This is a genomic window from Methylomonas rapida, from assembly GCF_024360925.2.
Lineage (GTDB): Bacteria > Pseudomonadota > Gammaproteobacteria > Methylococcales > Methylomonadaceae > Methylomonas > Methylomonas rapida.
Window position 1 is genome coordinate 1,580,410 of record NZ_CP113517.1, and the last position, 24,955, is coordinate 1,605,364.

Annotated in this window: 14 protein-coding genes; 6 read left to right on the top strand and 8 right to left on the bottom strand. The window is 56.0% G+C overall.

Going from position 1 to position 24,955, the window contains the following annotated elements; genetic code table 11:
- Positions 1–25: 25 nt before the first annotated feature.
- From NM686_RS07535 to NM686_RS07560, 6 genes are all read right to left on the bottom strand, one after another.
- Complete coding sequence (locus NM686_RS07535) at positions 26–1,285, bottom strand: alginate export family protein (protein WP_255187259.1); 1,260 nt, start codon at positions 1,283–1,285, stop codon at positions 26–28.
- Positions 1,286–1,364: 79 nt separating this feature from the next.
- On the bottom strand, positions 1,365–3,116 hold the full coding sequence (locus NM686_RS07540) for an ABC transporter ATP-binding protein (RefSeq protein WP_255187260.1): 1,752 nt from the start codon (positions 3,114–3,116) through the stop codon (positions 1,365–1,367).
- Positions 3,117–3,126: 10 nt separating this feature from the next.
- Complete coding sequence (locus NM686_RS07545) at positions 3,127–4,140, bottom strand: ABC transporter permease (protein ID WP_255187261.1); 1,014 nt, start codon at positions 4,138–4,140, stop codon at positions 3,127–3,129.
- Between the two features lie 401 nt (positions 4,141–4,541).
- Positions 4,542–5,936: a CmpA/NrtA family ABC transporter substrate-binding protein gene (locus tag NM686_RS07550; RefSeq protein ID WP_255187262.1), complete on the bottom strand. Its 1,395-nt coding sequence runs from the start codon at positions 5,934–5,936 to the stop codon at positions 4,542–4,544.
- Between the two features lie 760 nt (positions 5,937–6,696).
- Positions 6,697–7,542: an HDOD domain-containing protein gene (locus tag NM686_RS07555; RefSeq protein ID WP_255187263.1), complete on the bottom strand. Its 846-nt coding sequence runs from the start codon at positions 7,540–7,542 to the stop codon at positions 6,697–6,699.
- Between the two features lie 179 nt (positions 7,543–7,721).
- A complete protein-coding gene (locus NM686_RS07560; RefSeq protein ID WP_255187264.1) occupies positions 7,722–9,347 on the bottom strand; it encodes an EAL domain-containing protein in 1,626 nt (541 codons plus the stop codon).
- A 598-nt stretch (positions 9,348–9,945) separates the two neighbouring features.
- On the opposite strand from NM686_RS07560, the gene NM686_RS07565 reads away from it, so the two are divergent.
- The 3 genes from NM686_RS07565 to NM686_RS07575 all read left to right on the top strand — a co-directional run bounded on the left by NM686_RS07565 (position 9,946) and on the right by NM686_RS07575 (position 18,178).
- Positions 9,946–12,519 (top strand): EAL domain-containing protein, encoded by a 2,574-nt coding sequence (locus NM686_RS07565; RefSeq protein ID WP_255187265.1) that lies wholly within the window; start codon positions 9,946–9,948, stop codon positions 12,517–12,519.
- 269 nt (positions 12,520–12,788) lie between these two features.
- Positions 12,789–14,045 carry a LytS/YhcK type 5TM receptor domain-containing protein gene (locus NM686_RS07570; RefSeq protein WP_255187266.1) on the top strand — a complete coding sequence of 419 codons (1,257 nt, stop codon included), beginning with the start codon at positions 12,789–12,791 and terminating at the stop codon, positions 14,043–14,045.
- A complete protein-coding gene (locus tag NM686_RS07575) occupies positions 14,045–18,178 on the top strand; it encodes a PAS domain S-box protein (RefSeq protein ID WP_255187267.1) in 4,134 nt (1,377 codons plus the stop codon). The genes NM686_RS07570 and NM686_RS07575 overlap by 1 nt, the downstream gene beginning before the upstream one ends.
- Before the next feature lie 370 nt (positions 18,179–18,548).
- Here NM686_RS07575 and NM686_RS07580 read toward each other — a convergent pair whose 3' ends face one another.
- Together NM686_RS07580 and NM686_RS07585 are read right to left on the bottom strand one after the other, a co-directional pair.
- Positions 18,549–19,133, bottom strand: coding sequence for an ANTAR domain-containing response regulator (locus NM686_RS07580; RefSeq protein ID WP_255187268.1), 585 nt, complete (start codon positions 19,131–19,133; stop codon positions 18,549–18,551).
- Positions 19,130–20,614: an MFS transporter gene (locus tag NM686_RS07585; protein WP_255187269.1), complete on the bottom strand. Its 1,485-nt coding sequence runs from the start codon at positions 20,612–20,614 to the stop codon at positions 19,130–19,132. The genes NM686_RS07580 and NM686_RS07585 overlap by 4 nt, the downstream gene beginning before the upstream one ends.
- A 382-nt stretch (positions 20,615–20,996) precedes the next feature.
- Here NM686_RS07585 and nirB point away from each other — a divergent pair, with 382 nt between their 5' ends.
- Genes nirB through NM686_RS07600 form a run of 3 tightly spaced genes read left to right on the top strand, consistent with a single transcriptional unit; the run spans position 20,997 to position 24,846 of the window.
- Complete coding sequence (nirB, locus tag NM686_RS07590; RefSeq protein WP_255187270.1) at positions 20,997–23,537, top strand: nitrite reductase large subunit NirB; 2,541 nt, start codon at positions 20,997–20,999, stop codon at positions 23,535–23,537.
- A 1-nt stretch (position 23,538) separates the two neighbouring features.
- Positions 23,539–23,871, top strand: coding sequence for a nitrite reductase small subunit NirD (nirD, locus tag NM686_RS07595; protein ID WP_255187271.1), 333 nt, complete (start codon positions 23,539–23,541; stop codon positions 23,869–23,871).
- A 3-nt stretch (positions 23,872–23,874) separates the two neighbouring features.
- Positions 23,875–24,846 carry a PhzF family phenazine biosynthesis protein gene (locus tag NM686_RS07600; RefSeq protein ID WP_255187272.1) on the top strand — a complete coding sequence of 324 codons (972 nt, stop codon included), beginning with the start codon at positions 23,875–23,877 and terminating at the stop codon, positions 24,844–24,846.
- Positions 24,847–24,955 lie beyond the last annotated feature (109 nt).

The following is a 24,955-nucleotide window of genomic DNA, read 5'->3' on the forward strand; positions in this document are numbered from 1 at the left end:
TTTGATTAAAAATATTTCGATATGGCTAAAAACTCACATTCGCCTGTAGCCAAATCTTTTGCGTATCGGTGCCAAAACCATCGGCGTTGTAATTGGCGTATTTCGCCAGCAGCGAGTAATGCTTGCCAAACTTCTTCAACAGCGAAAAATCCCATTCCTTGCCGTATTGCATGGAACCGGTATCGTCGGAAAAGTCGTGATAGACGCCGGTGACGATCAAGCTGTCGTTCATCAGCTTGTAACTGGTGGTGGCGAACACGTCGCGGATGCCGTGGCCCAAGGTATTGTTGTTCAACGGATTGATGAACAAATCGGCCCAGCCCTGGAAGGCATGGTTGGTGCCGAGCGGCGTGTTGAAGGTCTTGTTGCGGCCATAACCGTTGAGCTGTTCCACCGCGCCGGACACGGTCAGGTTATAGGCGCTCAGCCCCGCCATCAGGTTGATGCGGTCGGCCTGGTAATGGTTGGGGTTATCGGCGTAATCCGATTGCTTGCCCCATTCGGCGGTGTAAACGGCGCTGACGGTGTCGAAAAACTGCGGCGATTTGCCGTCGAAACGCAGGCCGTAAGTTTGCGAGGACTTATAAAAATTTTCCGGCTCGCGGTAGTCCAGCCAATAACCGTAACCGACCAGGTTGCCCCAGTCCCCAGCCTTGTAATTAACGTTCAAGATAGGCGCATTCAGCTTTTCCTTGGTCGAAAACATCGTCCGCGTACTGTCGAGATAACCCGCGTTGACGGTCAAACCAAACAAGGTCTGGTTGTTGTGGGTTATCAGAATCGAATCGTAGGTCGATTCCATTTGCCGCCAGCCGACATTGCCGATGAAGCGGTCGTCGTCGAATTTGATCCGTTGCCGGCCGACCTTGATCAAGGTGTCCTGTATGCCTTTGTAACTGAGCCAGGCTTGGTTCAACTCACTAAGATCCGGATCGGCGACGATGGAATACGCGGTGCGGCCATTGCGGGTGCTGTTGTAATCTTCCTGCATGGCATAGTTGCCTTCGTATTCGGCATAAGCCTGCAAGTCGTAAAACGTCGGCGACAACAAGCCCAGCCTTAGCCGCGCAGTATTGGCATTGGCGGTGTGCGGCTGACCAGCACCTTGATCCTGATCGACGTTTTCCCAGCGATAGTTCAAATCCATTTTCACCGCGCCGTTGTTACCGTAGTGGTAAAAGTTCAGCGCGTCCTCGATGTCCTTGGTCATGTCGGCCTGGACGGGACAGCCGGCTGTCGTCATTGCCAGAAAGCCGGCGGGAAGGATTCGGTTCGTTTTCGACATAATGCCCCCAATATTTGTGTAGGGTACGCATCGCGTACCCGCTTGAATTTTTAAGGCATGCGCCGCATGCCCTACCTTGCTAATGCGTGTGCTCGCACTCGGACAAAAATGTCAGCAGGCTTTCCCGATAGCGGTAATAATCCGGGTGCTCCAATAAAGCTTTTCTGCTGCGTGGCCGAGGCAGATCGATGTCCTGAATCTTGCCGATTTTGGCGTGCGGTCCGTTGGTCATCATCACCACGCGATCGGCCAACAGAATCGCTTCATCGACGTCATGGGTGACGACGATCGCGGTGACATGGGTGCGTTCCCAGACTTCCATCAACACTTCCTGCAATTCCCAACGGGTCAGGGAATCGAGCATGCCGAAGGGTTCGTCCAGCAGCAGCAGTTTCGGCGACAAGGCAAAGGCGCGGGCGATGCCGACCCGCTGGCGCATGCCGTTGGACAGGTCGGCGGCTTTCTTGAACATGGAGTCGACCAGGCCGACGCGGGTTAGGTAGTATTCGACGATGTCGTCGCGCTCGTCCTGGCTGGCGTGCGGATAGACCTTATCGACGCCGAGCATGACGTTGTCGAACGCGGTCAACCACGGAAACAAGCTGGGCGCCTGAAACACCACGCCCCTATCCGGGCCGGCGCCGTCGATTTCACGGTTATCCAGGATGATGCCGCCCTCGGAGATGTCATTCAGCCCGGCGGTCATCGACAATACCGTGGATTTGCCGCAGCCGGAATGGCCGATGATGGAAATGAATTCGCCCTTCTTCATTTTTAAATCAAAGCCGTCCACCACCTTGACGGCGCCGTTGCCGTCCGGGGTCGGGTAGATTTTCGACAGTTTGGCGAATTCCAGGTAACGCGCCTTTCCCAAGTCGCTTTGGCGCGGTTTCAACGCCGAGGTATCCAGCTTCCAGTCGTTGCTGGTGTTGGGCCGCACATCGGGCAGTTTGACCTTGTCACCGGCTTCGGCCTGAGACTTTTGCATGCCGATGTCCATCAGATAACGGGTGATGTCTGCGCGCAGGCGCTTGAATTTGGGATCGTGGTTCAATGCAGTGCGATCCCGTGGCCGCTGCAAATCGATGACGAAATCCGGACCGAAAGTCGCGTCCGGACCCGGCTTTAGCGGAATCACGCGGTCTGCCATGTAGATCGCTTCGTCGACGTCGTTGGTGATCAGAATCACCGTCTTCTTGTCCTGCTCCCAGATTTGCAGGATTTCGTCCTGCAAGTTGCCGCGCGTCAACGCATCCAGCGCACTGAGCGGTTCGTCCAGCAGCAGGATGTCGGGATTGGCGGCCAGCGCCCTGGCGACGTTGACGCGCTGACGCATGCCGCCGGACAATTCGGCCGGCTTTTTGTCCATGGCCCGGCCCAGATTCACCATGTTGACGTATTTCTCGGTGTGAGCGCGGCGCTGTTGCGGCGTCCAGTCCTTGAAGATCGCATCCACCGCCAACGCGACATTTTCGTAAACGGTCAACCAGGGCATCAGGGAATAATTCTGGAACACCACCCCTCGGTCTGGACCGGGTTCTGTGATCGATTGGCCGTTTTTCAACAGTTCGCCGCTGTCGGCATCGATCAAGCCGGCGATCAAAGATACCAGCGTGGTTTTGCCGCTACCGGAAAAGCCGACGATGGCGATGAATTCACCTGCCTCGATGTCCAGGTTGATGTCCTTCAGGATCGAGGTAAAACTATTGCCCTCGCCGTAGGATTTACAAACGTTTTTCAGTTCCAGCAGCGGTTTTGCAGCATCGTTGGCGGGTAACGGGGTCGATGATTTTTGCAGGGATAATTCAACGATCTTGGCGGCGGCGTTCATGGCGGTGTCCTTAAACTTTTTGAAACGAGAACAGGGTTTGCAGGGATTGCATGATGCGGTCCAGCACGAAGCCGATCAGGCCGATCGTGAACACCGCCACCATGATCCGGCTCAACGAATTGGAGCTACCGTTTTGAAACTCGTCCCAGACGAACTTGCCCAAACCCGGATTCTGCGCCAGCATCTCGGCGGCAATCAGCACCATCCAGCCCACGCCCAGCGACAGCCGCATGCCGGTGAAAATGAACGGCAGCGCCGACGGCAGAATGATGCGTTTGATCTGCGTCGCCCAATCCAATCGCAACACCTTGCCCACGTTGACCAAATCACGGTCTATCGACGACACGCCGACGGCGGTATTGATCAGGGTCGGCCACAGCGAGCACAAGGTGACCGTGATCGCCGAGGTGATGAAGGATTTCTCGAACCAGGAATCCTCGCTGGTCACGTAAACCGCACTGACCACCAAGGTCACGATCGGCAGCCAGGCCAGCGGCGATACGGGTTTGAAGATCTGGATCAGCGGGTTGCAGGCGGTGTTGATCACGGGGCTCATGCCGCAGAGAATGCCGACAGGCACAGCGATCAGCGTGGCAATGACGAAGCCGGCAAACACGGTGCGCAAACTGGTCAGGATTTTGTCCAGATAGGTCGGTTTGCCGGTATAGGGGCGGATTTTGATCTCGGCCTTGGGGTCTTCGGCCAATTTCTCCTTGTTGCGTTGCGCCTGGCGTTGGTAGAACTCGGCTTTCTTGGTTTGTTCGGCGGCATGCTCGGCTATCAAACCGCCGACTTCGTCCCAGACCGCCACCGGCCCCGGAATAGCGCCCAGGCTAGTGCTGACGCCGGATGCCGATACACTCCACAACCCCAAAAACAATACAAAGGCAATGATAGGCACACCCATGACCAGAAACAGCTGCCGCATTTGTTGCGTCGGGTTCTCGCCGGCGGCGATTCTGACCAGCGGCACGAACCAGGTTAAACCTGTGATGGTGAAGAATTTGATCAATTTACTGCTCATAACGTATTCCTCTCGAGTCGTAGGGTAGGCGATGCGTACTACTTACTGTCTTTGGTAGTGTCGCTATCGCGACGTCAATTCAAATGCCGGTTCGCGGACCGGCGACCGCGATACTTTTCTTTGCTTGTCCAAAGAAAAGTACCCAAAAGAAACGACACCCCGATGCCGCTTCTCCCCTGCGCTCCGAAGGCTTTGAACGGGGTTTTCCGAAGGGGCTTCCCAGCCCCTGCGTAAAACGCGATGCATCCTTGCATCGCCCCTAACGGGCTAAACCGTTCAAACCCTCCGGTGCTCGGCGCGGCATAGGGGATATATCTAAGCTCGCAACGCGCATTCATTTTTTAAAAAAGATGCGTCCCTGCACCAAACCACATCCTGTAAGAGCACCCACCAGAGTTCGTTTAATCCACGACCTTGCCGCCGGCCACGGTTTGCTTGCCTTTCAATCCGATGGCAAATTTCGCCAGGTAATCGTTGGGCTTGTTGGCATCGAACGGCACTTTGTCGATGAAGAAATTCTGCGACGGCTTGATCGAGGTATCGGCAGGGAAGTCTTCGGCCTTGGCCTTGCCTTCTGCGACCAGTTCCTTGGCTGCGGCGAGATAGATGTCCGGGCGGTAGACGTTCTTGGCGGTCTCCAGATACCAGTTGTCCGGTTTGAATTCATTGATCATGCCCCAGCGCCTTAGCTGGGTCAGATACCAGACCGCGCTGGCGTAGGACGGATAGCTGGCGCCGTGGCGGAAGAAGGTGTTGAAGTCCGGTAGCGCGCGTTTATCGCCTTTTTCGTATTCGAAGGTGCCGTTCATGCTGGCCGCCAATACCTCGACGTCCGCGCCGACGTATTGTTTTTGCGCCAGCATTTCGATGGCTTCCTTGCGGTTCTTGTTGTTGTCGGCGTCCAGCCAGATCGCGGCCCGAATCAGCGCCTTGGTCACCGCCAGATAGGTGTTGGGGTATTTCTCCGCCCATTGTTTGGTCACGCCGAAGACTTTTTCCGGCGTGTCCTTCCAGAGTTCTTCATCGGTGATCACCGGCACGCCTATGCCCTTGAACACGGCCTGCTGGTTCCACGGCTCGCCGACGCAATAACCGAAAATGGTGCCGGCTTCCAGCGTGGACGGCATTTGCGGTGGCGGCGTCACCGACAACAAGGCGTCTGCGCCGATTTGGCCGGAAATGTCCTGCGGCGGCGAATAGTAGCCGGGATTGATGCCGCCAGCCGACAGCCAGTAACGCAGTTTGATGTTGTGAGAACCGGCCGGGAAGGTCATCGCCATGTTGAACGGCTTGCCTTCGGCTTTGTATTTTTCGACGACCGGTTTTAGATAATCTGCCTTGATCGGATGCACCGGTTTACCGCCTTCCAGCGGTATGTTCGGCTTCATCTGATGCCAGATTTCATTGGACAGCGTAATCGCGTTGCCGTTGAAGCCCATGCTGAACGGCACCTCGATATCGGCCTTGGTGCCGAAGCCAACGCTGGCCGCCAATGGCGCCGGCGCCAGCATGTGCGAGCCGTCCAGTTCGCCATTCACGACCCTATCCATCACCACCTTCCAGTTGGCCTGCGCTTCCAGTTGCACGAACAGACCTTCGTCCTCGAAGAAGCCTTTTTCGGCGGCCACAGCCAGCGGCGCCATGTCGGTGAGTTTGATAAATCCAAATTTCAAATCTTCCTTTTCCAGCTTGCCAACTGCCCCGGCATCGGGCGCAATCGTCAAACCCCAAACGGCTAGCGAAGCCGATAACGTCAATAACAATTTCTTCGAGCTCGATCTAATGATGGTTTTCATGACTAGTTCCAAACAAAAACGGCGGAAAATAAAAAAGGCGTCCGCGTGTCATTGCCAAAAGCAATGCACGACAGACGCCTTCGTCCGATTTGCTCACCCGTGAGCGAAAATTCAGACTCCTACGATGGAGTGCTGATTGATACTAATAATTCAGTCAAAAATAACTTCCGCATTGTGCGTCCTCATCCTCTGTTGGATGAGTCAAAACAGTGCCTTCTCCCTCCACACCCGCGGGGAGAGGGGGATTACGACCGCCTTCTCTGGGAAAGGAGATACACAGGGAAGTTATTTCTGACATATCCCAAGCAATCGCAATGCCAAACTCGTATCTTGGAGCTAATGAATTTTATTTCAATATTTAAATCATAGGTTTATGAGTAAATTGGGCGTGGTTCGCTTGAGCGTGTCCGCCCGCCAAGCCATTTCCGATGCACTTCATTGAATCAATCCGCCCCATCAAATGCACGATACTGGTGCAAGTCGATTTGATTCTGAAAACATCATTAGTCCACGAAAAGCACGACAGACACCAAATAAAACAGAGGGTTACGTCACGTGATTTAGTATCTGCAAGGTGTCGGCTTTTTGAGCAATAACTTTTTATCGTTCCCACGCTCCGTGTGGGAATGCAGCCTGAACCGCTCTGCGGTTCGGGGGACGCTAGCGCGTCCCTGAGCAGGTTCCCGGGGAATGGGAACCATAAGTGGAAGTCGATTCGAGCCGCCCGAGCAATGCCTTGCTAACCTGCTGCTGGAGGGGCTCAGGCTATCAGCGGAATGATGCTGTCGTATAGCTGCTGGGCTTCACCGGCCAGGTTCTCGAGCATTTCGCTTTTGAATTCGAGCCGGGTCCAGGCTTCCATGGCCAGCGTTTCCGCCTTGTCTTGCTTGATGTGTCCGGCATCCAATGCATGGGCAAACAAGTTGGCGATATACACCACGTCAGCCAAGGTTCTTTCCTGGATTACTCCGGCATGGGTATGATGCAAGCCGATCGCCTGCTGTATCGCTACTGGAAAATGCCAGCGTTTTGCCACCTCGCCGCCCAGCGTCGCATGATCGAAGCCGAGCGCTGCCTGTTCCCGCTGCAACGATGCCATCGTGCAAGTGTCATCGAGCTGAAACAGCCGGGGGAAATAGACCCCTATCGCAAGCTTGCCGATGTCATGCAGCAGGCCGGCGGTGAAGGCTGTTTCCGGGTTGAGTCCTGCGTGCTTTGCCAATACCTTGGCGCAGACCGCGGTAGCGATACTGTGTCGCCAGAATGTGGTCCAGTCGAGACTTTTTTCCTGATGCGGCAACACATTGATAATCGAGGCAGCCATCACCAGGCCGCGCAAACTGTTGAAACCCAGTATGGAAATCGCTCTGGAAATCGAGTCGATTTTTCCGGACAAACCGTAAAAGGGCGAGTTGGCTACCCGCAGTATTCTCGCCACAATGGCTTGATCGTTCGCAATCTTCATGGATAGCTGGGCAATGTCGGCATCGTCATTGTTGATGCTTTCCAGGATTTCCATCACGATGCCGGGTAATGAAGGCAGCTTCTGAATCCGGTCCAGCACTTCGCTGATATTGGCGGGAGTTTTATGTTCGCTCGGTTGCATTGTTGTTATCTCAATCTGGACGATTTTATTCGCGTCTTCATGTTGGAGGTCGTCGTAAGAACCCACTCTTCGCGCGGGAGGGCGGGTGAGGAGGAATTATTTCGATGTTTGCGACAAGCCACCGGAGGGCGAGGGGGCTTGACGACCTGATGCCGGCTCGGTGGCCAAATAGCCATGTATCATTCGCCATCGATCGGCGAAATCATTAATATGTGACCTCTGGATTTGCAGGTTTCACCCATGCGACGCCAGATGACCTTTACATGACGGTCATCGGCCAGTACCGTTCCAAAGGTGACGCCAGTGGTGTTGCCTAGGCACTCCGTCAATGCCGCGGGTAGTCTGGCATGCATGTCGTAGCCCAGTAGCGACTCGCCGTCGCCGCCAACGAACAGGGATTCCGCCTGTCGGTTGGCCAGGACGATCAGGCCGTCTTCATCAATGCCGATAACCGCAATAGGCAAGTTCTCGAGCACTTCCTGCGAAACCTGTAATACCGTGATGTTGTGGCCAAGATCTTCGGTATTTTCGGCGACCCGGCGCTGTAGATCACGATTGATGTTTTGCAGTTCGCGGTTGGCGCGATTGACTTCGTGTTCGAGGCGGATGTTTTCCTGCTTTAATTCATAGCGGTGAAAGGCTTCACGCACCTGTTCGCGCAATTGATCGTCTTCCCAGGGTTTGGCGAGAAATTTGTAGATGGCGCCTTCGTTGATGGCATCCGTAATGGTTTGAATATCGGCATAGCCGGACAGTACGATGCGTAGGGTTTCGGGATAAAGTTCCTTGACCCGCCGCAGAAATTCGACGCCGGTCATTTCCGGCATGCGCTGGTCTGAAATGATGACGCCGACCTGGTGGGTGGCGAGTAATTCTAGCCCCGCCAGGCCGTTATCCGCCGTGAGAATCTGGTAGCCTTCCTTGCGAAATAAGCGTTTGAGAGCATTGAGGATGTTCACCTCATCGTCCACCAGCAGCATCGTGTGTTCCGCGGCTATCCTGCCGTATGCCCGTGGCGGGCGGCTTTGTTGCAGAAATTTCGCGCATTCTTCTTCCGGCAGCGGGCGGCTGAAATGGTAGCCCTGGATTTCTTCACAATGCTGATCGGCAAAAAAGGCCAGTTGCCCTTCGGTTTCCACGCCTTCGACGGACACGCGCAGGCGCAGGCTTTGCGCCATGGCGATGATGGCCTTGGCCAGTGCCGCGTCTTCAGGGTGGGTTGTAACATTGTTCACAAACGAGCGGTCGATCTTGAGCGTATTGACCGGCAGATGTTTCAGGTACCCCAGGCAGGAGTAGCCGGTGCCAAAATCGTCCAGCGCCAATTGAATGCCGATGTCCTTCAGTGCCTTGAGAGTGGTCATGGTTCTCTCGGTATCCTGTATCAGCAGGTTTTCAGTCACTTCCAGTTGCAAAAAGCTGGGATCAAGCTGTGTTTCGAGAAGAATGCGCTTTACGATGGCCACAAAGCCAGGGTCTCTGAAATGGGCCGCCGATAAGTTGACCGCAAGGCGTAGCGAGGACAGACCGGCGTCTTGCCACGCGCGCACTTGGCTGCATGCGGTCTTGATCACCCATTCGCCGATGGGAACGATGAGTCCCGTGTCCTCGGCCAATGGAATGAACTGGGCGGGCTGCAGCAAGCCCAGTTCTGGGTGCGCCCAGCGCACCAGCGCCTCGACGCCGACGGTTTTGTTCCGCTCTATATCGAGTTGTGGCTGGTAGTGCAGGACAAATTGATTGGCCGCGAGCGCATGCCGCAGTCCAGTTTCCAGATTGGTTTTTTCGACGGCGGCAATGTTCATGTCGGTACTGTAGAAGTGGAAACACGCGCTATAGTCATATCAACAAATTTTTGACGCTGACAATGTGGCGGGGAATGATTTTTGCCTGTAACAGACTTTGCGTTCCGTGGGCTCAATGACGGCCTCCAGGGTACATTCATGGCGAGTGCTGAATAATGCCGTGACATTCGCGGTTCCATGATAGGCCGGCGTTGATGATAAGCGCTAACGATGTTCACTAGATATTGGTTGTTCCAGGTTGGAAGACGCATATACGCAAGGGTGTTTGGTCGGAGCCGCCCGCCGATGGATGCCTCGATTCGAATTATGGCACAATGAGCTGACCCATAAACCCCCAAGTCAGCATGACACGCGAAGACGATTTATGGTTGCAGATAAAAATTTTATTTCCGCCAAACCTGAATATCCCCAGCCGTGGCAAGCTCACACGGTCGTTCGAAACGCCCCCTGTCCTGATTTTTGTGGGGCCATCGCATGCTCGGCGTCGAGTTATTCTTCGTCGTAAGAAGTCCTGTCATGTATCATCGGCAAAAACCTTATGCCGCGCGCGTATTCGATCCCTATCGGATTTTCCTTACCATCAATAGAATTGATCATTATGCACAACCGCCTCAACCAGGCAATGGATAAGACCGGCAATACCATTCTGATCGTCGATGATACGGCGGAGAACCTGGCCATTCTCAGCGAATTGCTGCTGCCGAGCTATCAGGTTCTGGCGGCCAACTCCGGTAGACGTGCTCTGGAGCTGGCCCTGGCCGATCCCAGCCCGGACCTGATTCTGCTCGACGTAATGATGCCGGAGATGGACGGTTATACGGTTTTGTCCCACCTGAAACAGAATCCGAAGACACAGGACATTCCAGTTATTTTCGTTACGGCGATGGATTCCGACGAAGACGAGCAGCGCGGCCTCGATCTCGGCGCGGCGGATTATCTGACCAAGCCCTTGCGGCCGCCGATTGTCTTGACCAGGGTGCGCATCCAGCTCGAACTCAAGGAGGCACGCGACAGATTGAGGGATCAGAATGCTTGTCTCGAAGCCGAAGTAGCGCGCCGTGCCGCCGATAACGAGCTGATTCTGGCAAGTGCCGGAGAAGGGATTTACGGCATGGATGCAAATGGAAAAATCATCTTCATCAATCCGGCCGCCGTCGCCATGTTGGGATACGAAAATGCCGAATTGGTTGGGCGGGAGGCCTGTACCAGCCTTCATCGATCCAGGACGGACGGCAGCCCTTATCTTGCCGAGGATTGTCCCTTGCACACGGTTCTCATGGCCAGGCTGGCGATCCGGAACAAGGAATGTTTGCTATGGCGCAAGGATGGCAGCCCATTGCCGGTAGAGCTTTCCTGCATGCCCATGCACAGAGAGGGCAAACTATTTGGCGCGGTGGTAACCTTTATGGACATCACCGAGCGTAAATCCTATATGGCGCAACTGGAACGGCAGTCCAACTACGATGAACTGACCGGCCTGCCGAACCGTAACCTGTTACGTGACCGACTGGCGCATGCCATCGCGCGCGGCAGGCAGAATGACTCCACGCTGGCGGTGTTGGTGCTCGATCTGGATCGATTCAAGGAGGTCAACGACACGCTCGGGCGCGCCGCTGGCGACCAGGCCTTGCAATGGGTAGCCAACCGCCTGCAGGAAATCTCGCAAGCGGTGGACACGCTGGCGCGCGTGACCAGCGACGAGTTTGTCATATTGGTGTCCAATGGAGAATCGGCGGCGCAGCCGGTAACCCGGCTTGCCCAAACGATGCTGGAAATCCTGTTGCGGCCCCAATCGATCAACGAACACGAATTTGTCCTCTCCGCCAGCATCGGCATCGCCGTGTTTCCAAAAGATGGCGACGACGGCGAAACCCTGCTGCAGAACGCTACCGCGGCCATGTATAGGGTCAAGGCGGCGGGTGGCGGCAACTTTCGTTTTTATGCCGCGGAAATGAACGCCAGCTCGCTGGATCGTCTCGATATGACCAACGACCTGCGCCGGGCTCTGGAGCGGGATGAACTCGTGCTTTATTATCAACCCCAGCTGAGCCTGAGAAACGGCGATATCATCGGCTGCGAGGCTCTGGTGCGCTGGCGACATCCGCGGCGAGGCCTGTTACCACCAGGTCAGTTCATTCCGCTGGCCGAAGATACGGGGCTGATCGTGGCCGTCGGCGAATGGGTGTTGCGTAGCGCCTGCCTCCAGAACAAGGCATGGCAAAACGCCGGGCTTCCCATCGTTACCATGTCAGTGAATGTGTCGGCGCATCAGTTTGCCAGCAAGAACTTGGTGGAAAGGGTGGCAGCCATATTGCAGGAATCCCGCATTGACCCCAACACATTGGAACTGGAATTGACCGAAAGTGCCGTGATGTCCGATGCTGATGAATTCGTGCAGGCCACAGACAGTCTGAAAGGATTGCACATCAGTCTGGCCATAGACGATTTCGGCACTGGCTTTTCCTCTCTGAGCTACCTCAAGCGCTTCGCTATCGATAGGCTGAAGATCGACATCTCCTTTGTGCGTGACATTACGCAGGACCCCAACAGTGCTTCGATCGCCCAGGCCATCATCTCGATGGCGCACAGCCTGAAGCTGTCGGTGATTGCGGAAGGCGTGGAAACGGAGGCCCAGCTCAACTTCCTGCGCAAACGGGGCTGCGACGATATTCAGGGTTTTTACTTCAGTAAACCCGTGCCCGCCGCCGAATTCGAGCAGATGCTGCGCGAGCGGCGCCAGCTGGTTTTGCCGCCTGGCGCCGAACTGCCGGAGCGGACCGTGCTGGTGGTGGATGACGAACCCAACATCCTGGCCTCCGTACGCCGGCTGTTGCGGCGCGAAGGATGCCGCATTCTCACCGCTGAAACCGGTTTGGCCGGGCTGGAGCAAATGGCCCTGCACAATGTTGGCGTCGTAATTGCCGACTCCCGCATGCCGGCAATGGGGGGTGCCGAATTTCTGGGCAAAGTGCGTACCATGTACCCTGACACGGTTCGCATCGTGTTGTCCGGCTATACCGATCTCAAGGCGGTAACCCACGCCGTCAACACTGGCGAACTGTACAAATTCATCGCCAAGCCCTGGAACGACGACGAATTGGTCACGATCGTTCGCGACGCCTTCCTCCATTACGAGTCGCGGCTAAGTCGCCAGAGGGGGAATATCGGCTAGACAAGCGATCCGGTTGCGCCCGTCACGCCGGATATGGGATACGATCGGCATGCAACCTGCTTGGGTATCCTATTGAGCCCGCCATTTCTGCTTTTCCCGAAAAAGTTGCACAGACGTTTGAAAAATTAAAATTACATAATAGGAGTGTGGTATATGGCGCTTATTTGCGTTTCAATAAGCTAACTGCGTCTGGTCTGTTACGTCGGAACAACCGGATCATTTTTGCAATGCCTGCTGTCCGTCCGGATTGATAGGCCCGAGGTATCGTGATGACTTTGCCGCTGCTGGATTTCAGTTTTTCGTTGTTGCTGAACTCGATGTTGTTATTGGGCTTGGCGCAGATCGTGGATATGGTTTTGTCACCGCATGATGGCGGTGGTCTGTCGCGGCCTGCGTGGGTCAGTGGCATGCTGGTCGGCGGGGTGGGGCTGATTTTGATCAAGCTCAGTATCAGCTTGATGCCCGGCATTATTTTCGATAGCCGCTCCGTGTTGCTGGCCATCAGCGGCTTGTTTCTGGGGTTTGGGCCGACAGCGATCGCCATGGCGATGACGGCAGCCTATCGCTGGTTTATGGGCGGGCCGGCCACGCTGACCGGCGTTCTGGTGATTCTGGTCTCCGGCCTGATAGGCGTCATTTGGCGCCGCCATTGGCACAACCGCCTGGAAGCATTGAATTGGCGCCAGCTCTATGCGATGGGTTTGATCGTGCACGGGGCGATGCTGGGCTTGATGCTGCTGATGCCCTGGCCGATGGCGCGTCAGGTATTGGCCACGATCAGCCTGCCCGTGCTGCTGCTGTTTCCGTTGCTGACCGTGGCGCTGGGGCTATCCTTGGTCGATCGCCTGCGGCACAGGCGCGATCAACAGGAGACATTACGACAACTCAGTCTGGCTAAGCAGGAAGCTTGTCGACTGATGGAGGACGCGATAACCGCCCGCAAGCAGGCCGAGGCGTCTCTGGAAGCCTTGCAAGAACAGCGCGATTTGAACCAGCGCTATCTCGATACCGTGCAAACCGTGATGGTGGCACTGGATAGCCAGGGTTGCATCACGATGATCAACCGCTTCGGCTGCGAGCTGTTGGGCTATGGCGCGGACGAATTGATCGGCCGTAATTGGTTCGCGTGTTGCCTGCCTCAGCCCGAGGGCATGACGCGGGTGTATCCGGTCTTTTGCCGCATCATGGCCGGCGAATTGCAAGGGGCGGAGTATTTCGAAAACGCCGTGCGCTGCCGGGACGGCCGCTTGCATCTGATCGCGTGGCATAACGCCCACTTGACCGACGAAGAGGGCCGTATCGTGGGCACACTGGGGTCCGGCGAGGATATTACCGAACGCAAGCAGGCCGAATTATCGCTAAAAGCGCGTAACGAGGAATTGGAACGCTTCAATCTGGCGATGGTCGATCGCGAAAATGCCATGGTCGAGTTGAAACGCCACATCAATGCCCTGCATGTCGAATTGGGCCGGAATCCGCCGTTCGATTTGAGCAGGCTGGAGCACAGCGTCGACGAGGTGAAGTGATGATCGGTAAAGGATTGGGATACAAAATAGGCGCTTATGCACTCGCTTTGCTGTTGCCGCTATTGATGCTGTATTGCCGGGATCACTTCCTGGTCGCCTTCGGTGAGCGGCCGTTGTTGATTTTGTTCATGCTGCCTATCGTTTGCCTCGCGGTATTGACCGGCAAGGGACCGGGCCTGACGGCGACGCTGACCACCGCCTTATTGACCGCTTATTTTTTGATTCCGCCCATCGGCAGTTTTGCGTTCGGAGCCCCGCACGATCTGTTCCAATGGAGCGTCTTGATTGCGAACGGGTTTTTGGTCAGTTATGCCAGCGAGATGTTGCACCGCGCCCGTTTCGACGAAGCCGAACGCAGGCGGCAACTGGAAGCGGCGCTGAACATACAGCGGCAGGATCAGGCTTTATTGTTGCGCGGCAAGGAACGCCAGCGCCATTTGGCCGGCATCGTCGAACAAGTTGCCGCGGTGCGCGACATGGACGGCTTGATGGACGTCGCCAAGCGGTCGATGCGCCAATTGATCGACGCGGACGGCGTCACGGTGGTTCTGCGCAAGGACGGTCAATGTTGCTATGTCGACGAAGATGCCATCGCTCCTTTGTGGAAGGGGCAATGCTTTCTGCTGGAGCACTGTGTTTCCGGATGGGTCATGTTGCATGCCGAGCCGGCGGTGATCGAGGATGTTTACGCGGACCCGCGCGTGCTGCAGGCCGCATATCGTCCCACTTTCGTAAAAAGTCTGAGCATGGTGCCGATTGGCCGTGGCGAACCCGTCGGCGCGATAGGCAGTTATTGGGCTGTGCCCCATCGGGCCAGCGATGAGGAATTGGAACTGCAGCAGGCTGTAGCCGACGCGGTGGCCGTCGGCTTGGATAATCTGCGGCTGTACCGGGACATGGCGCTGGCCCGGCAAGCCGCTGAACAGGCGGCGGAAGAAGTCAGGAAACAAGCCACGGCGCGGGAAGAAGAGCAGAACGCGGCGCTGGATGCGCAAATCCGATCGCGCCGGGCCGCGTTGAATCTGATGGAAGACGCCGTCAGCGCACGTCAACAGCTCGAGCTGGCCAACGCGGCGCTGCGGGAAAGCGAAACCCGCTTCAAAGAAATCTTCAACGGTGTCAGCGATGCCATTTTCATCCAAGAGTTGGAAACCGGCCGGGTTCTGGAAGTCAATTACGGCATGTGCAAGATGTATGGCTATCGCTGCGAAGACGTCACAAGCTTGTATGTGGACGACCTCAGCGCTGGCGTGCCGCCTTATACCTGGGCTGATATCCAACCCATGATTCAAAAAGCGCGCGAGCAAGGGCCGCAGACTTTCGAGTGGCAGGCCCGCGCCCGTGACGGCCGTTTGTTTTGGGTTGAAGTCAGCTTGAAAGTCGCCGAAATCGACAGCCATCTGCGCCTGCTGGTGGTCGTGCGCGACATCACCGAACGGAAGACGGCCGAGGCGGAACTCATGAAATTATCGCTGGCGATTCAACAAAGCCAGGAAAGCATCGTCATCACCGACCTTCAAGGCCGCATCGAGTATGTCAACGATACCTTCGTTCGGGCTACGGGTTATAGCCGCGAGGAGGCCATAGGCCAGAATCCGCGCATCCTGAAATCCGGCAAGACCCCGTCCGCCCGTTACGACGAACTGTGGGAAGCGTTGGCCCAAGGCCGGACTTGGCGCGGCGAATTCGTCAATCAACGCAAGGACGGCAGCGAATACGTCGAGTTTGCCAGTTTGAGTCCGGTGCGGCGGCCCGATGGCACGGTTACGCATTATTTGGCGATCAAGGAAGACATCACCGAAAAGAAACGCTTGGCGCGCGAACTGGACGAGCATCGCCACCACCTGGAGGAATTGGTCGAACAGCGCACGCGGGAATTACAGCTCGCCAAGGCGGCGGCGGAGGCCGCCAACATTGCCAAAAGCACGTTTTTGGCCAACATGAGCCACGAAATCCGCACGCCGCTGAACGCCATCGTCGGTTTCGCCCACTTATTGCAGCGCAGCCCCCTCGACGCCGACCAGCGCGACAAGCTGCGCAAGTTGACGGACGGCGCCCACCATCTTTTGGCCGTCATCAACGACATACTCGATCTATCCAAAATCGAAGCCGGCAAATTGGCCATCGAATCGATCGATTTCGAGATGGAACAAGTGCTGGAAAACGCCTGCGCGCTGATTGCGACCAAGGCTCAGTCCAAGGGAATAGAGCTGGTCATCGACATCGAGCCTGCTTTGGTCGGCGTGTTTCGCGGCGATCCGACCCATCTGGGGCAAGCCTTGCTGAATTACGCCAGCAATGCGGTCAAGTTTACCGAACACGGCGCCATCATCGTCCGCGCCCGCCTGCTGGAAGAAAGCGACGACGAGTTGCTGGTGCGTTTCGAGGTTCAAGACAGCGGCATAGGCATAGACCCGGAAAAGCTGGGCAAATTGTTTCAATATTTCGAACAGGCGGATGCTTCCACGACACGCAAATACGGCGGCACCGGGCTCGGCCTGGCCATTACCAAGCGCCAGGCCGAGTTGATGGGAGGGGAAGTCGGTGTCGACAGTGTATTGGGGCAAGGAAGCACCTTTTGGTTTACCGCGCGGCTCGGGAAGTCTAAAACGGACGGCAAGCAATGCTTGGCCGGCAGTCTGTCCAATCGCTGCGTGCTGCTGGTCGATACGGCGTCCAGCGCCCGCGATGTGCTGAAGCAGATGCTGCACACCTTGGGCGTGCGCTGCCGGATCGCGGATTCGGTCGAAAGCGCGCTGGCGGATATCGTCACGTCCGATAGCGATGGTGCGCCGTTCGATTGCATCTTGTTGGACTGGCAGGTCATGGGCCAGGACATGAAAGGCTTGAGTCGGCGGATAAGCGGCTTGCCGCTGCGGCAGCGGCCGCCTTATCTGCTGGCCTTGATTCAGGACGATGTCGAGTTGCGGCAAAAGGTACGGCGGGCCGGTTTTACCGCGGAACTGACCAAGCCGGTGACGTTGTCCGGTCTGCACGATACGCTGGTCGACGTGTTGCGCGGCCATAAACTGCCGGCCGCCTCCCGTGAGACCGGGACATCGTCGGCGGAACAGGCGTTGACGCAAAACTGCCGTGGTTGCCGCGTGCTGCTGGCCGAAGACAACCCGATCAATCAGACGGTCGCCTTGACGCTTTTGACCGATGCGGGGTTGTCGGTCGATGTGGCGGACGATGGCAAAAAGGCTCTGGAAATGTGCGAGCACGGCCACTACGACCTGATTTTGATGGACATGCAGATGCCGGTCATGGATGGTTTGGACGCGACCCGTGCCATCCGGCAATTGCCCGGCGGACAGCAGATTCCGATATTGGCGATGACGGCCAATGCCTTCGGCGAAGATCGGGCCCGCTGCATGCAGGCGGGTATGAATGACTTCCTCGCCAAACCCGTCGATCCGGATGCGTTGTTTGCGATGTTGTTGAAATGGTTGCCTGCTCAAACCACGCTGGTCGATACGCTGGAGCCGGACCGATCCGCCGAAAGTGCGCCGCAGGCACCGGCAGTGGATTTGAGCCGCGTGCCGGGCCTGGATTTGCAGCAAGGATTGAAATGTACGCGCGGCGACATCGGCAGCTATCTGAGTTTGCTCGGTCGTTTCGTGCGCGAGCATGGCAACGACGTCGCCGGGGCATGCGAACGTTATGCCGCCGCCGATTACGAGGAGGCCAGGCGCTTGGCGCATACGCTGAAAAGCGTATCGGCAACGCTGGGAGCCGGCAGCGTAAGGGCGGCGGCCGCGGAACTCGAGCAAGCGATTCTGGCGCGGCGCGAGCAGGCGGACATGGAACGATTGGCGCAAAAGCTGGAAGACGAGTACCGGCGTCTGGCCGCGGCGGTGCTCGATCTGGAATCGTTGTCAGCGGAAGCGGAAGTGGTGCCGGGAGAATTGGATTGGCCCAAACTGGATGCGATATTGGATCAGCTGGATGCGTTGCTGGAGCAAGGCAACGTGCGCAGCAACGAGGTCTTTCAGGAACACGCCGCCTTGCTGCATGCGGCCCTGGGCAAGCTTGGGCAGGAGCTGGAACGGGCAATAGACAATTTCGATTATCCGATTGCGCTGGCCAGGCTGCGCGAGGCTCGGCCTGGCTTGCCACGGTCACGATCATGAAAAAGCTGCATCACCCCGGTAAATGAACGTTTTCTGTGGGAGAAACATGATGCTAAGGAATATGCGAGAAATAAGCTCGATAATCCTAGAAAAATCATTGGGTCCACGAAACACACGAAATTTGTAAACAGTTATCATCCTAAAGGGCTGCACCGAACAGGTGAATCGATAAGGATCGATAAGCGTTCATAACGCAATGATTTCTTTCGTGTATTTCGTGTATTTCGTGCTTTTCGTGGACTATCGATGTTTTTAGGATACTGGTAGGTGCGAATTCATTCGCACTGTGCGGATAAATCCGCATCTACGCCGAAGGCTTGTATAGATTATTTCATGTGCATTCCTGACGATGCCGCGCAAAGCTTTGATGTCAGGGCTTGCCCAATAATTCGGCCATGGCAATCACGTTCCTGGCCATTTCGCCGATGGACACCTTGCGGTCCATCGCCAATTTGCGCAACGCGTGATAAGCCTCTTCCTCGCCATAGCCTTGCGACTTGATCAGAATCGCCTTGGCGCGGTCGATGTGTTTACGGTCCTCGAGCTGGGTTTTGGTCTTTTGCAGTTCGTTTTTCAAGGCTTGCTGTTCGTTGAAGCGGGCGATGGCCACTTCTATGATGGCTTTGATGCGGCGCGGCTCCAGGCCATCGACGATATAGGCGCTGACCCCGGCCTTGATGACCTTGTTGATGGTATCGGTTTGCTGGTCTTCCGCGAACATGATCACCGGCACCGCGCAGCGCTCATTCAGCGTCAGGATCATGCGCAGGATATGGTCGCCAGGCCTGTATAAATTCAGCACCACCGCATCGGGTTGCAGGTTTTGCACGACTTGAGGCAAGTCCAAGGCCTGCAGTTTCAAGGTAGCCACCTGATAGCCGTGCCGGCCCAGATGTTGTTCCAACGCCATATCGCTATCGAACTCGTCGATCAGCAACACCTTACGTGCAGTCATTCGCTTTCCAGCTCGATTTTGATGATCGTTCCGTCGGGGAGGATCTGGTTCATGAAATTTCTAGGCTCTTCCAGCCACATGATCAACCCCAGCGACAACAGACAACCGGCACCGAGCACCAGGAAAAAACTGGTCGGCGTCAGGAACGTCAGCGCGATCAAAAAGATAATGGCACCGGCATTGCCATAGGCGCCTACGATTCCGGCCACTTCGCCAGTGATCGCGCGACGGATCAGCGGCACGAAAGCAAAAATGGCCCCTTCGGCGGCCTGCATGAACACGGCGCAGAACAGCGTCACCAGCACCGCCAGGGCAATAGGCCAGTCTGTGGAAATTTGCGCCATCAATAAATAACCCAATGCCAGTCCGGTGGTAAACAGCAAAATGGATAAGCGGCGGCCGATACGGTCGCTCAACCAGCCGCCGGCCGGGCGGGCAATGATGTTGGTGATGACAAAACTGGAAGCCAACAAGCCCGCATCCAGCATGCCGATCTGTTGACTATCTCTGAAGGTGTTGAAGAAAAACATCGGCAGCATCGATAACACCGCTAATTTGGAACCGAACGTCATCAAATAACAGACCGCTAGGATGAAAACTTGTTTGTAACGGTATTGATGAATCTCGGGGACGGGCTGACTCAAACGCGCCGCATTGGTGCCAACCAGCTTATGGGCATGGCCGAAAAACAGTAGCCAAATACCTGTATGTAAGGCTGCGGCCCAAGCCGTGCTTAGTAAGGTGTTCGGTAAAGTAGACAATTTCCAGGTCAGTAGCGACAAGCTGGCGTACAGTGGCAGCAGGCTGAGCATATACAAAAACAAATCCTGCACACTGGCAACCTCCATGCTGTTGGCGTGCCTGACATTTAAGCCGGCCAGTTCCGGCGGCAGATTTTCCACGTTGCGGTAATACACCAGCGAAAACACTAAAGCCAAACAACCGGTGACGGCGACGGCATAGCGCCAACCGTTTTCCTCGCCCAAATACAGCGCCAAGCCGGGCAAGGCAATCGCCGCTGCCGCAGAACCAAAGTTGCCCCAGCCAGCATAGATGCCTTCCGCAAAACCCATTTGGCTGGACGGAAACCAGTCGCCGATGATGCGCACGCCGACGACGAAACTGGCGCCTATGAAGCCCAACAAAAATCGCGACCAGGCCAGCTCGGCAAAATCATCGGCCATCGCGAACATGAAACAAGGCAGGCTGCAAACGGCCAATAACACGCTGTAACTGATGCGGGCACCAAAACGGTCGACCAGCAATCCAGTGACAACCCGCGCCGGTATCGCCAGCGCCACATTCAGCAACAAGATGATTTCGATATCGGCGTCGCTGATCTGTAAGTCTTGCTGGATCAACATCAACAAAGGCGCGTGATTGAACCAAATCACGAAGCTGATGAAAAAGGCCAGCCAATTCAGGTGCAAGATCTTGGCTTTGCCTTGTAGGGAAAATAATTTAAACGGTGCGATGCTCATAGCGTTGTGTGCAGCAAAAGTCATCGCTGTCAAAGCAGGGAATGTGCCACGCAGTTAAAAGCCGTTTTGGTTAGGATCTGAACAGGATTTTGAATCAATTTGGTGCATTTCATGGGGCGCCATGCCTATTTGGGGTGCGTTTTTTGCGGGACCCGGTCACGAGCAAGCTCGCCAGCCCTTTAGCGGCCTGATTTTTATGTTTTGGCATTCATATTGCTTTTCCCATGACAAGTCTCCCGCTGAGCTTACCTTGTCATCATCTTGGACAAAGGCGTCCTGATTGAATGAGTCACTCGTTCAATTCAGGCCGCTTTTTTTTTGTCCAAAATTTGGCTGACGGCCGCGCGGGGAGGGTCAATTATTCCTTTTGAAGAGGTTTGACATGAATACACAACAAACCCTGGTGGTCATCGGCAACGGCATGGTTGGGCAGCATTTTCTGGCCAGCATGGTGCAAAGCCAAGCTTATCAACATTACCGCATCGTCACTTTTTGCGAGGAACCGCGTCCGGCTTACGACCGGGTACATTTATCCGAGTTCTTTGCCGGCAAGAATGCCGAGGATTTGTCCTTGGTGGCTGCGAATTTTTTTACCGAGCATGGCATTCAGATTCATTTAGGTGATAAAGCCGTCTGCATCGATCGCGCACAAAAGACGGTTACTTCGGCCAAGGGTGTATTGGTTCATTACGACAAACTGGTTTTGGCGACGGGTTCTTACCCCTTCGTACCGCCGGTGCCAGGCCACCAGCGCGCCAACTGTCTGGTCTATCGTACCATCGAGGATTTGGAGGCCATTCGAGACGCGGCCGCCAAGGCCAAAATCGGTACCGTCGTCGGCGGTGGATTGCTAGGACTGGAAGCCGCCAAGGCCTTGACAGATTTGGGCCTGGAAACCCATGTCGTGGAATTCGCGCCGCGCTTGATGGCCGTGCAGCTCGACGATGGCGGCGGGGCAATGTTGCGGCAAAAAATCGAGCAACTCGGCGTCAGGGTACATCTGAACAAAAACACCACGTTGATCGATGAGGGCGAAGCGTGCCTGCATAAAATGAATTTCGCCGATGGCGAAGCGTTGGAAACCGATTTGATTTTGTTCTCGGCCGGCATTCGGCCGCGCGATGAAATCGCCCGCAGCAGCGGCTTGGACGTCGGTCCGCGCGGCGGTATCGTCATCGACTCGCAGTGCCTCACCTCCGACCCGGACATTTTCGCGATTGGCGAATGCGCGCTATGGAATGGGCAGATTTTTGGCCTAGTGGCGCCCGGCTACACGATGGCGCGTACCGTCGTTTCGGTATTATCCGGCGAAGACGCCCGTTTTACCGGTGCCGACATGAGTACGAAATTGAAACTGATGGGCGTCGACGTGGCCAGCATCGGCGATGCTCATGCCAGAACGCCAGGCGCCATGGTGTACACTTATCAAAACGGCGCAGGCGAAATCTATAAACGCCTGGTGGTCAGTCCGGACAACAAACGTTTGCTGGGCGCTGTGCTGGTGGGCGAGGCGGGAGACTACAGCACTTTGTTGCAGTATTGCCTGAACGGTATCGAGCTACCGGCCAACCCAGAAACGCTGATCCTGCCGCGAAATGCGGAGGCGCCGGCCGGCCTGGGCCCGGATGCACTGCCGGCCTCGGCACAAATCTGTTCCTGCTACGACGTCAGTAAGGGTCAGATTTGCAACGCGATCGAAGGCGGCTGCACCACGATGGCGCAACTCAAAGCCGATACCAAAGCCGCCACCGGCTGCGGCGGCTGCGCGGCCTTATTGAAGTCGGTACTGGACTCGGAACTGACCAAACAGGGCGTGGCCGTCAGTACCGACATTTGCGAGCACTTTCCGCATACCCGCCAGGATTTGTACAACATCATCATGGTCGAGCAGATCAAGACCTTTGATCAGTTATTGGATAAACATGGGCGCGGCTTGGGCTGCGAGGTCTGCAAACAAGCCGTCGGTTCGATTCTGGCGTCCTACTGGAACGATTATATTCTGCAACAGGCCCATGTCGGCCTGCAGGACACCAACGATGCGTTCTTGGCCAACATGCAAAAGGACGGCAGTTATTCCGTGGTGCCACGCATTCCGGGCGGTGAAATCACGCCGGACATGCTGATCCTGTTGGGGCAAGTCGGCAAGAAGTACCAGTTGTACACCAAAATCACCGGCGGCCAGCGGGTGGATTTGTTCGGTGCCCGCCTGGAACAATTGCCGTCGATCTGGAAAGAACTGGTCGACGCCGGTTTCGAGTCTGGCCATGCTTACGGCAAATCGCTGCGTACCGTAAAATCCTGCGTCGGCAGTACTTGGTGCCGTTTCGGCGTCGATGACAGCGTCGGCCTGGCGATCGAACTGGAAAACCGCTATAAGGGCCTGCGCGCACCGCACAAGATCAAGTTCGCCGTATCGGGCTGTACCCGCGAATGCGCGGAAGCGCAAGGCAAGGACATCGGCGTGATCGCCACCGAAAACGGCTGGAATTTGTATGTTTGCGGCAACGGCGGCATGAAGCCACGCCACGCCGACTTGTTCGCCACCAATCTGGACAAGCAAACCCTGATCCAATACATAGACCGGCTATTGATTTTTTACGTGCGCACGGCCGCCCGTTTGCAGCGCACCTCGGTGTGGCTGGAAAACCTAGAAGGCGGGCTGGATTATCTGAAAGCGGTCATCATCGACGACACGCTCGGCCTGGGCGATGAATTGGAGCGGCAAATGCGGCACGTCATCGCTACTTATCAATGCGAATGGAAAACCACCCTGAACGACCCGCAAGCCTTGAAGCGCTTCCGCCATTTCGTCAATAGCGATCAAGCCGACGACCGGGTCGTGTTCGTCGAGGAGCGCGGCCAGATTCGCCCGGCCACGCTGGACGAGCGCAAGCATTTCAAGCTGATCGAGGAGGCGGCGTAACATGAAAGCCTGGATAGACGTATGTCCCGTCGACGATTTACAGGCCGATGCCGGCGTCTGCGCCCTGGTACGCGGCAAGCAAATCGCGATTTTTTACCTGAGCAAGTTGCCAGCGGTTTATGCAATCGGTAATTTCGATCCCTTTAGCCAGGCCAATGTGCTGTCGCGCGGCATGGTTGGCGACTTGGGCGGCAAGCCGATGCTGGCCTCGCCGATGTACAAGCAGCATTTCGAGCTTGAAACGGGGGTTTGTTTCGAGAATGCCGAGGTCAGGATCCCGGTTTATCCGTGCCGCATCGCCCGAGACCGGCTCGAAATCCAGCTCACGGAGTAAGCCATGAAATATCAATATTACATTGCCGACGTATTCACCGACCGTGTTTTCAATGGCGCGCAGATTGCTGTGTTTCCGAACGCGGACGGCTTGAATGCCGAAAAAATGGCCCTGATCGCGCGGGAACTGAATTTGTCGGAAACCGTGTTCATTTTTCATAAACTGAATGCCGACGATACCCGGCGCATGCGGATTTTTTCGCCGCTGCAGGAAATTCATTTTGCCGGCCATCCCATCATTGCCGCGGCTTATGTATTGGCGCGATGCGGCGATGTGGTTTTGCAGCAGCCGTTGACGCGGATGATCGTGGAGCAAAATATAGGGCCGATCGAGGTCAACATCTCCAGCCAGGACGGCGTGCCGACCTTCGTGCAGTTCTGCCGCGACACCAGCGCCATCGTCGATCATTTCGCGCCGCCGGATGACGAGTTATGCCAATTTCTCGGGCTGAATCTGTCGGAGCTGGATCATAAAAAATATTCGCCGCGCCTGGTCTCGTGCGGGTTTCCCTATTTGATCGTGCCGGTCTGGCAATACGAATCGGTGCGCAAGGCGCGCTTCAACTATCAGGCCTGGAGCCAATCCACGGCACCGCAAACCGCCGCGCAGGAAATCCTGTTATTCGCGCCCAAATCGCCGAATCGGGACGCCGACTTCCATGCACGCTTGCTGGGGCCCAGAATTGCACCGCACGAAGATCCCCCCATCGGCAGCGCGATGCCGGCGTTTTGCAGTTATTTGTGTTCGTTCGAGCACACGCAAAAGGGCACGCATGCGTTTGCCGTCGAGCGCGGCGAACTATCCAGCCGCCGCAGCTTGATACAGCTGGAAATGGACCATAAACAGCAGGAGAAATTGATGATCCGCATAGGCGGACAGGCGGTCATTTTTGCGGAGGGCGCCATCCATTTGCCCGATAAACCTGAAAACGGCAGTAAGTCCACGAAAATCACGAAAGAAATCGTTGCATCATGAAGTTTGCTCTTAGATGTGATGATGGTTTGACACTTTCCGTGATGTTCGTGTGTTTCGTGGAGCCAATAATTTTTCCAGGATAAATGCGCGCGTTTAACCTGGCCTTTTG

What these genes read in the sequence shown, in the direction of transcription:
- NM686_RS07585 (WP_255187269.1), bottom strand. Translation starts at nt 20,614, where the DNA reads ATGAGCATCGCACCGTTTAAATTATTTTCCCTACAAGGCAAAGCCAAG.
- NM686_RS07570 (WP_255187266.1), top strand. Translation starts at nt 12,789, where the DNA reads ATGACTTTGCCGCTGCTGGATTTCAGTTTTTCGTTGTTGCTGAACTCG.
- NM686_RS07535 (WP_255187259.1), bottom strand. Translation starts at nt 1,285, where the DNA reads ATGTCGAAAACGAACCGAATCCTTCCCGCCGGCTTTCTGGCAATGACG.
- NM686_RS07575 (WP_255187267.1), top strand. Translation starts at nt 14,045, where the DNA reads ATGATCGGTAAAGGATTGGGATACAAAATAGGCGCTTATGCACTCGCT.
- NM686_RS07600 (WP_255187272.1), top strand. Translation starts at nt 23,875, where the DNA reads ATGAAATATCAATATTACATTGCCGACGTATTCACCGACCGTGTTTTC.
- NM686_RS07555 (WP_255187263.1), bottom strand. Translation starts at nt 7,542, where the DNA reads ATGCAACCGAGCGAACATAAAACTCCCGCCAATATCAGCGAAGTGCTG.
- nirD (WP_255187271.1), top strand. Translation starts at nt 23,539, where the DNA reads ATGAAAGCCTGGATAGACGTATGTCCCGTCGACGATTTACAGGCCGAT.
- NM686_RS07560 (WP_255187264.1), bottom strand. Translation starts at nt 9,347, where the DNA reads ATGAACATTGCCGCCGTCGAAAAAACCAATCTGGAAACTGGACTGCGG.
- NM686_RS07580 (WP_255187268.1), bottom strand. Translation starts at nt 19,133, where the DNA reads ATGACTGCACGTAAGGTGTTGCTGATCGACGAGTTCGATAGCGATATG.
- NM686_RS07550 (WP_255187262.1), bottom strand. Translation starts at nt 5,936, where the DNA reads ATGAAAACCATCATTAGATCGAGCTCGAAGAAATTGTTATTGACGTTA.
- NM686_RS07540 (WP_255187260.1), bottom strand. Translation starts at nt 3,116, where the DNA reads ATGAACGCCGCCGCCAAGATCGTTGAATTATCCCTGCAAAAATCATCG.
- NM686_RS07565 (WP_255187265.1), top strand. Translation starts at nt 9,946, where the DNA reads ATGCACAACCGCCTCAACCAGGCAATGGATAAGACCGGCAATACCATT.
- NM686_RS07545 (WP_255187261.1), bottom strand. Translation starts at nt 4,140, where the DNA reads ATGAGCAGTAAATTGATCAAATTCTTCACCATCACAGGTTTAACCTGG.
- nirB (WP_255187270.1), top strand. Translation starts at nt 20,997, where the DNA reads ATGAATACACAACAAACCCTGGTGGTCATCGGCAACGGCATGGTTGGG.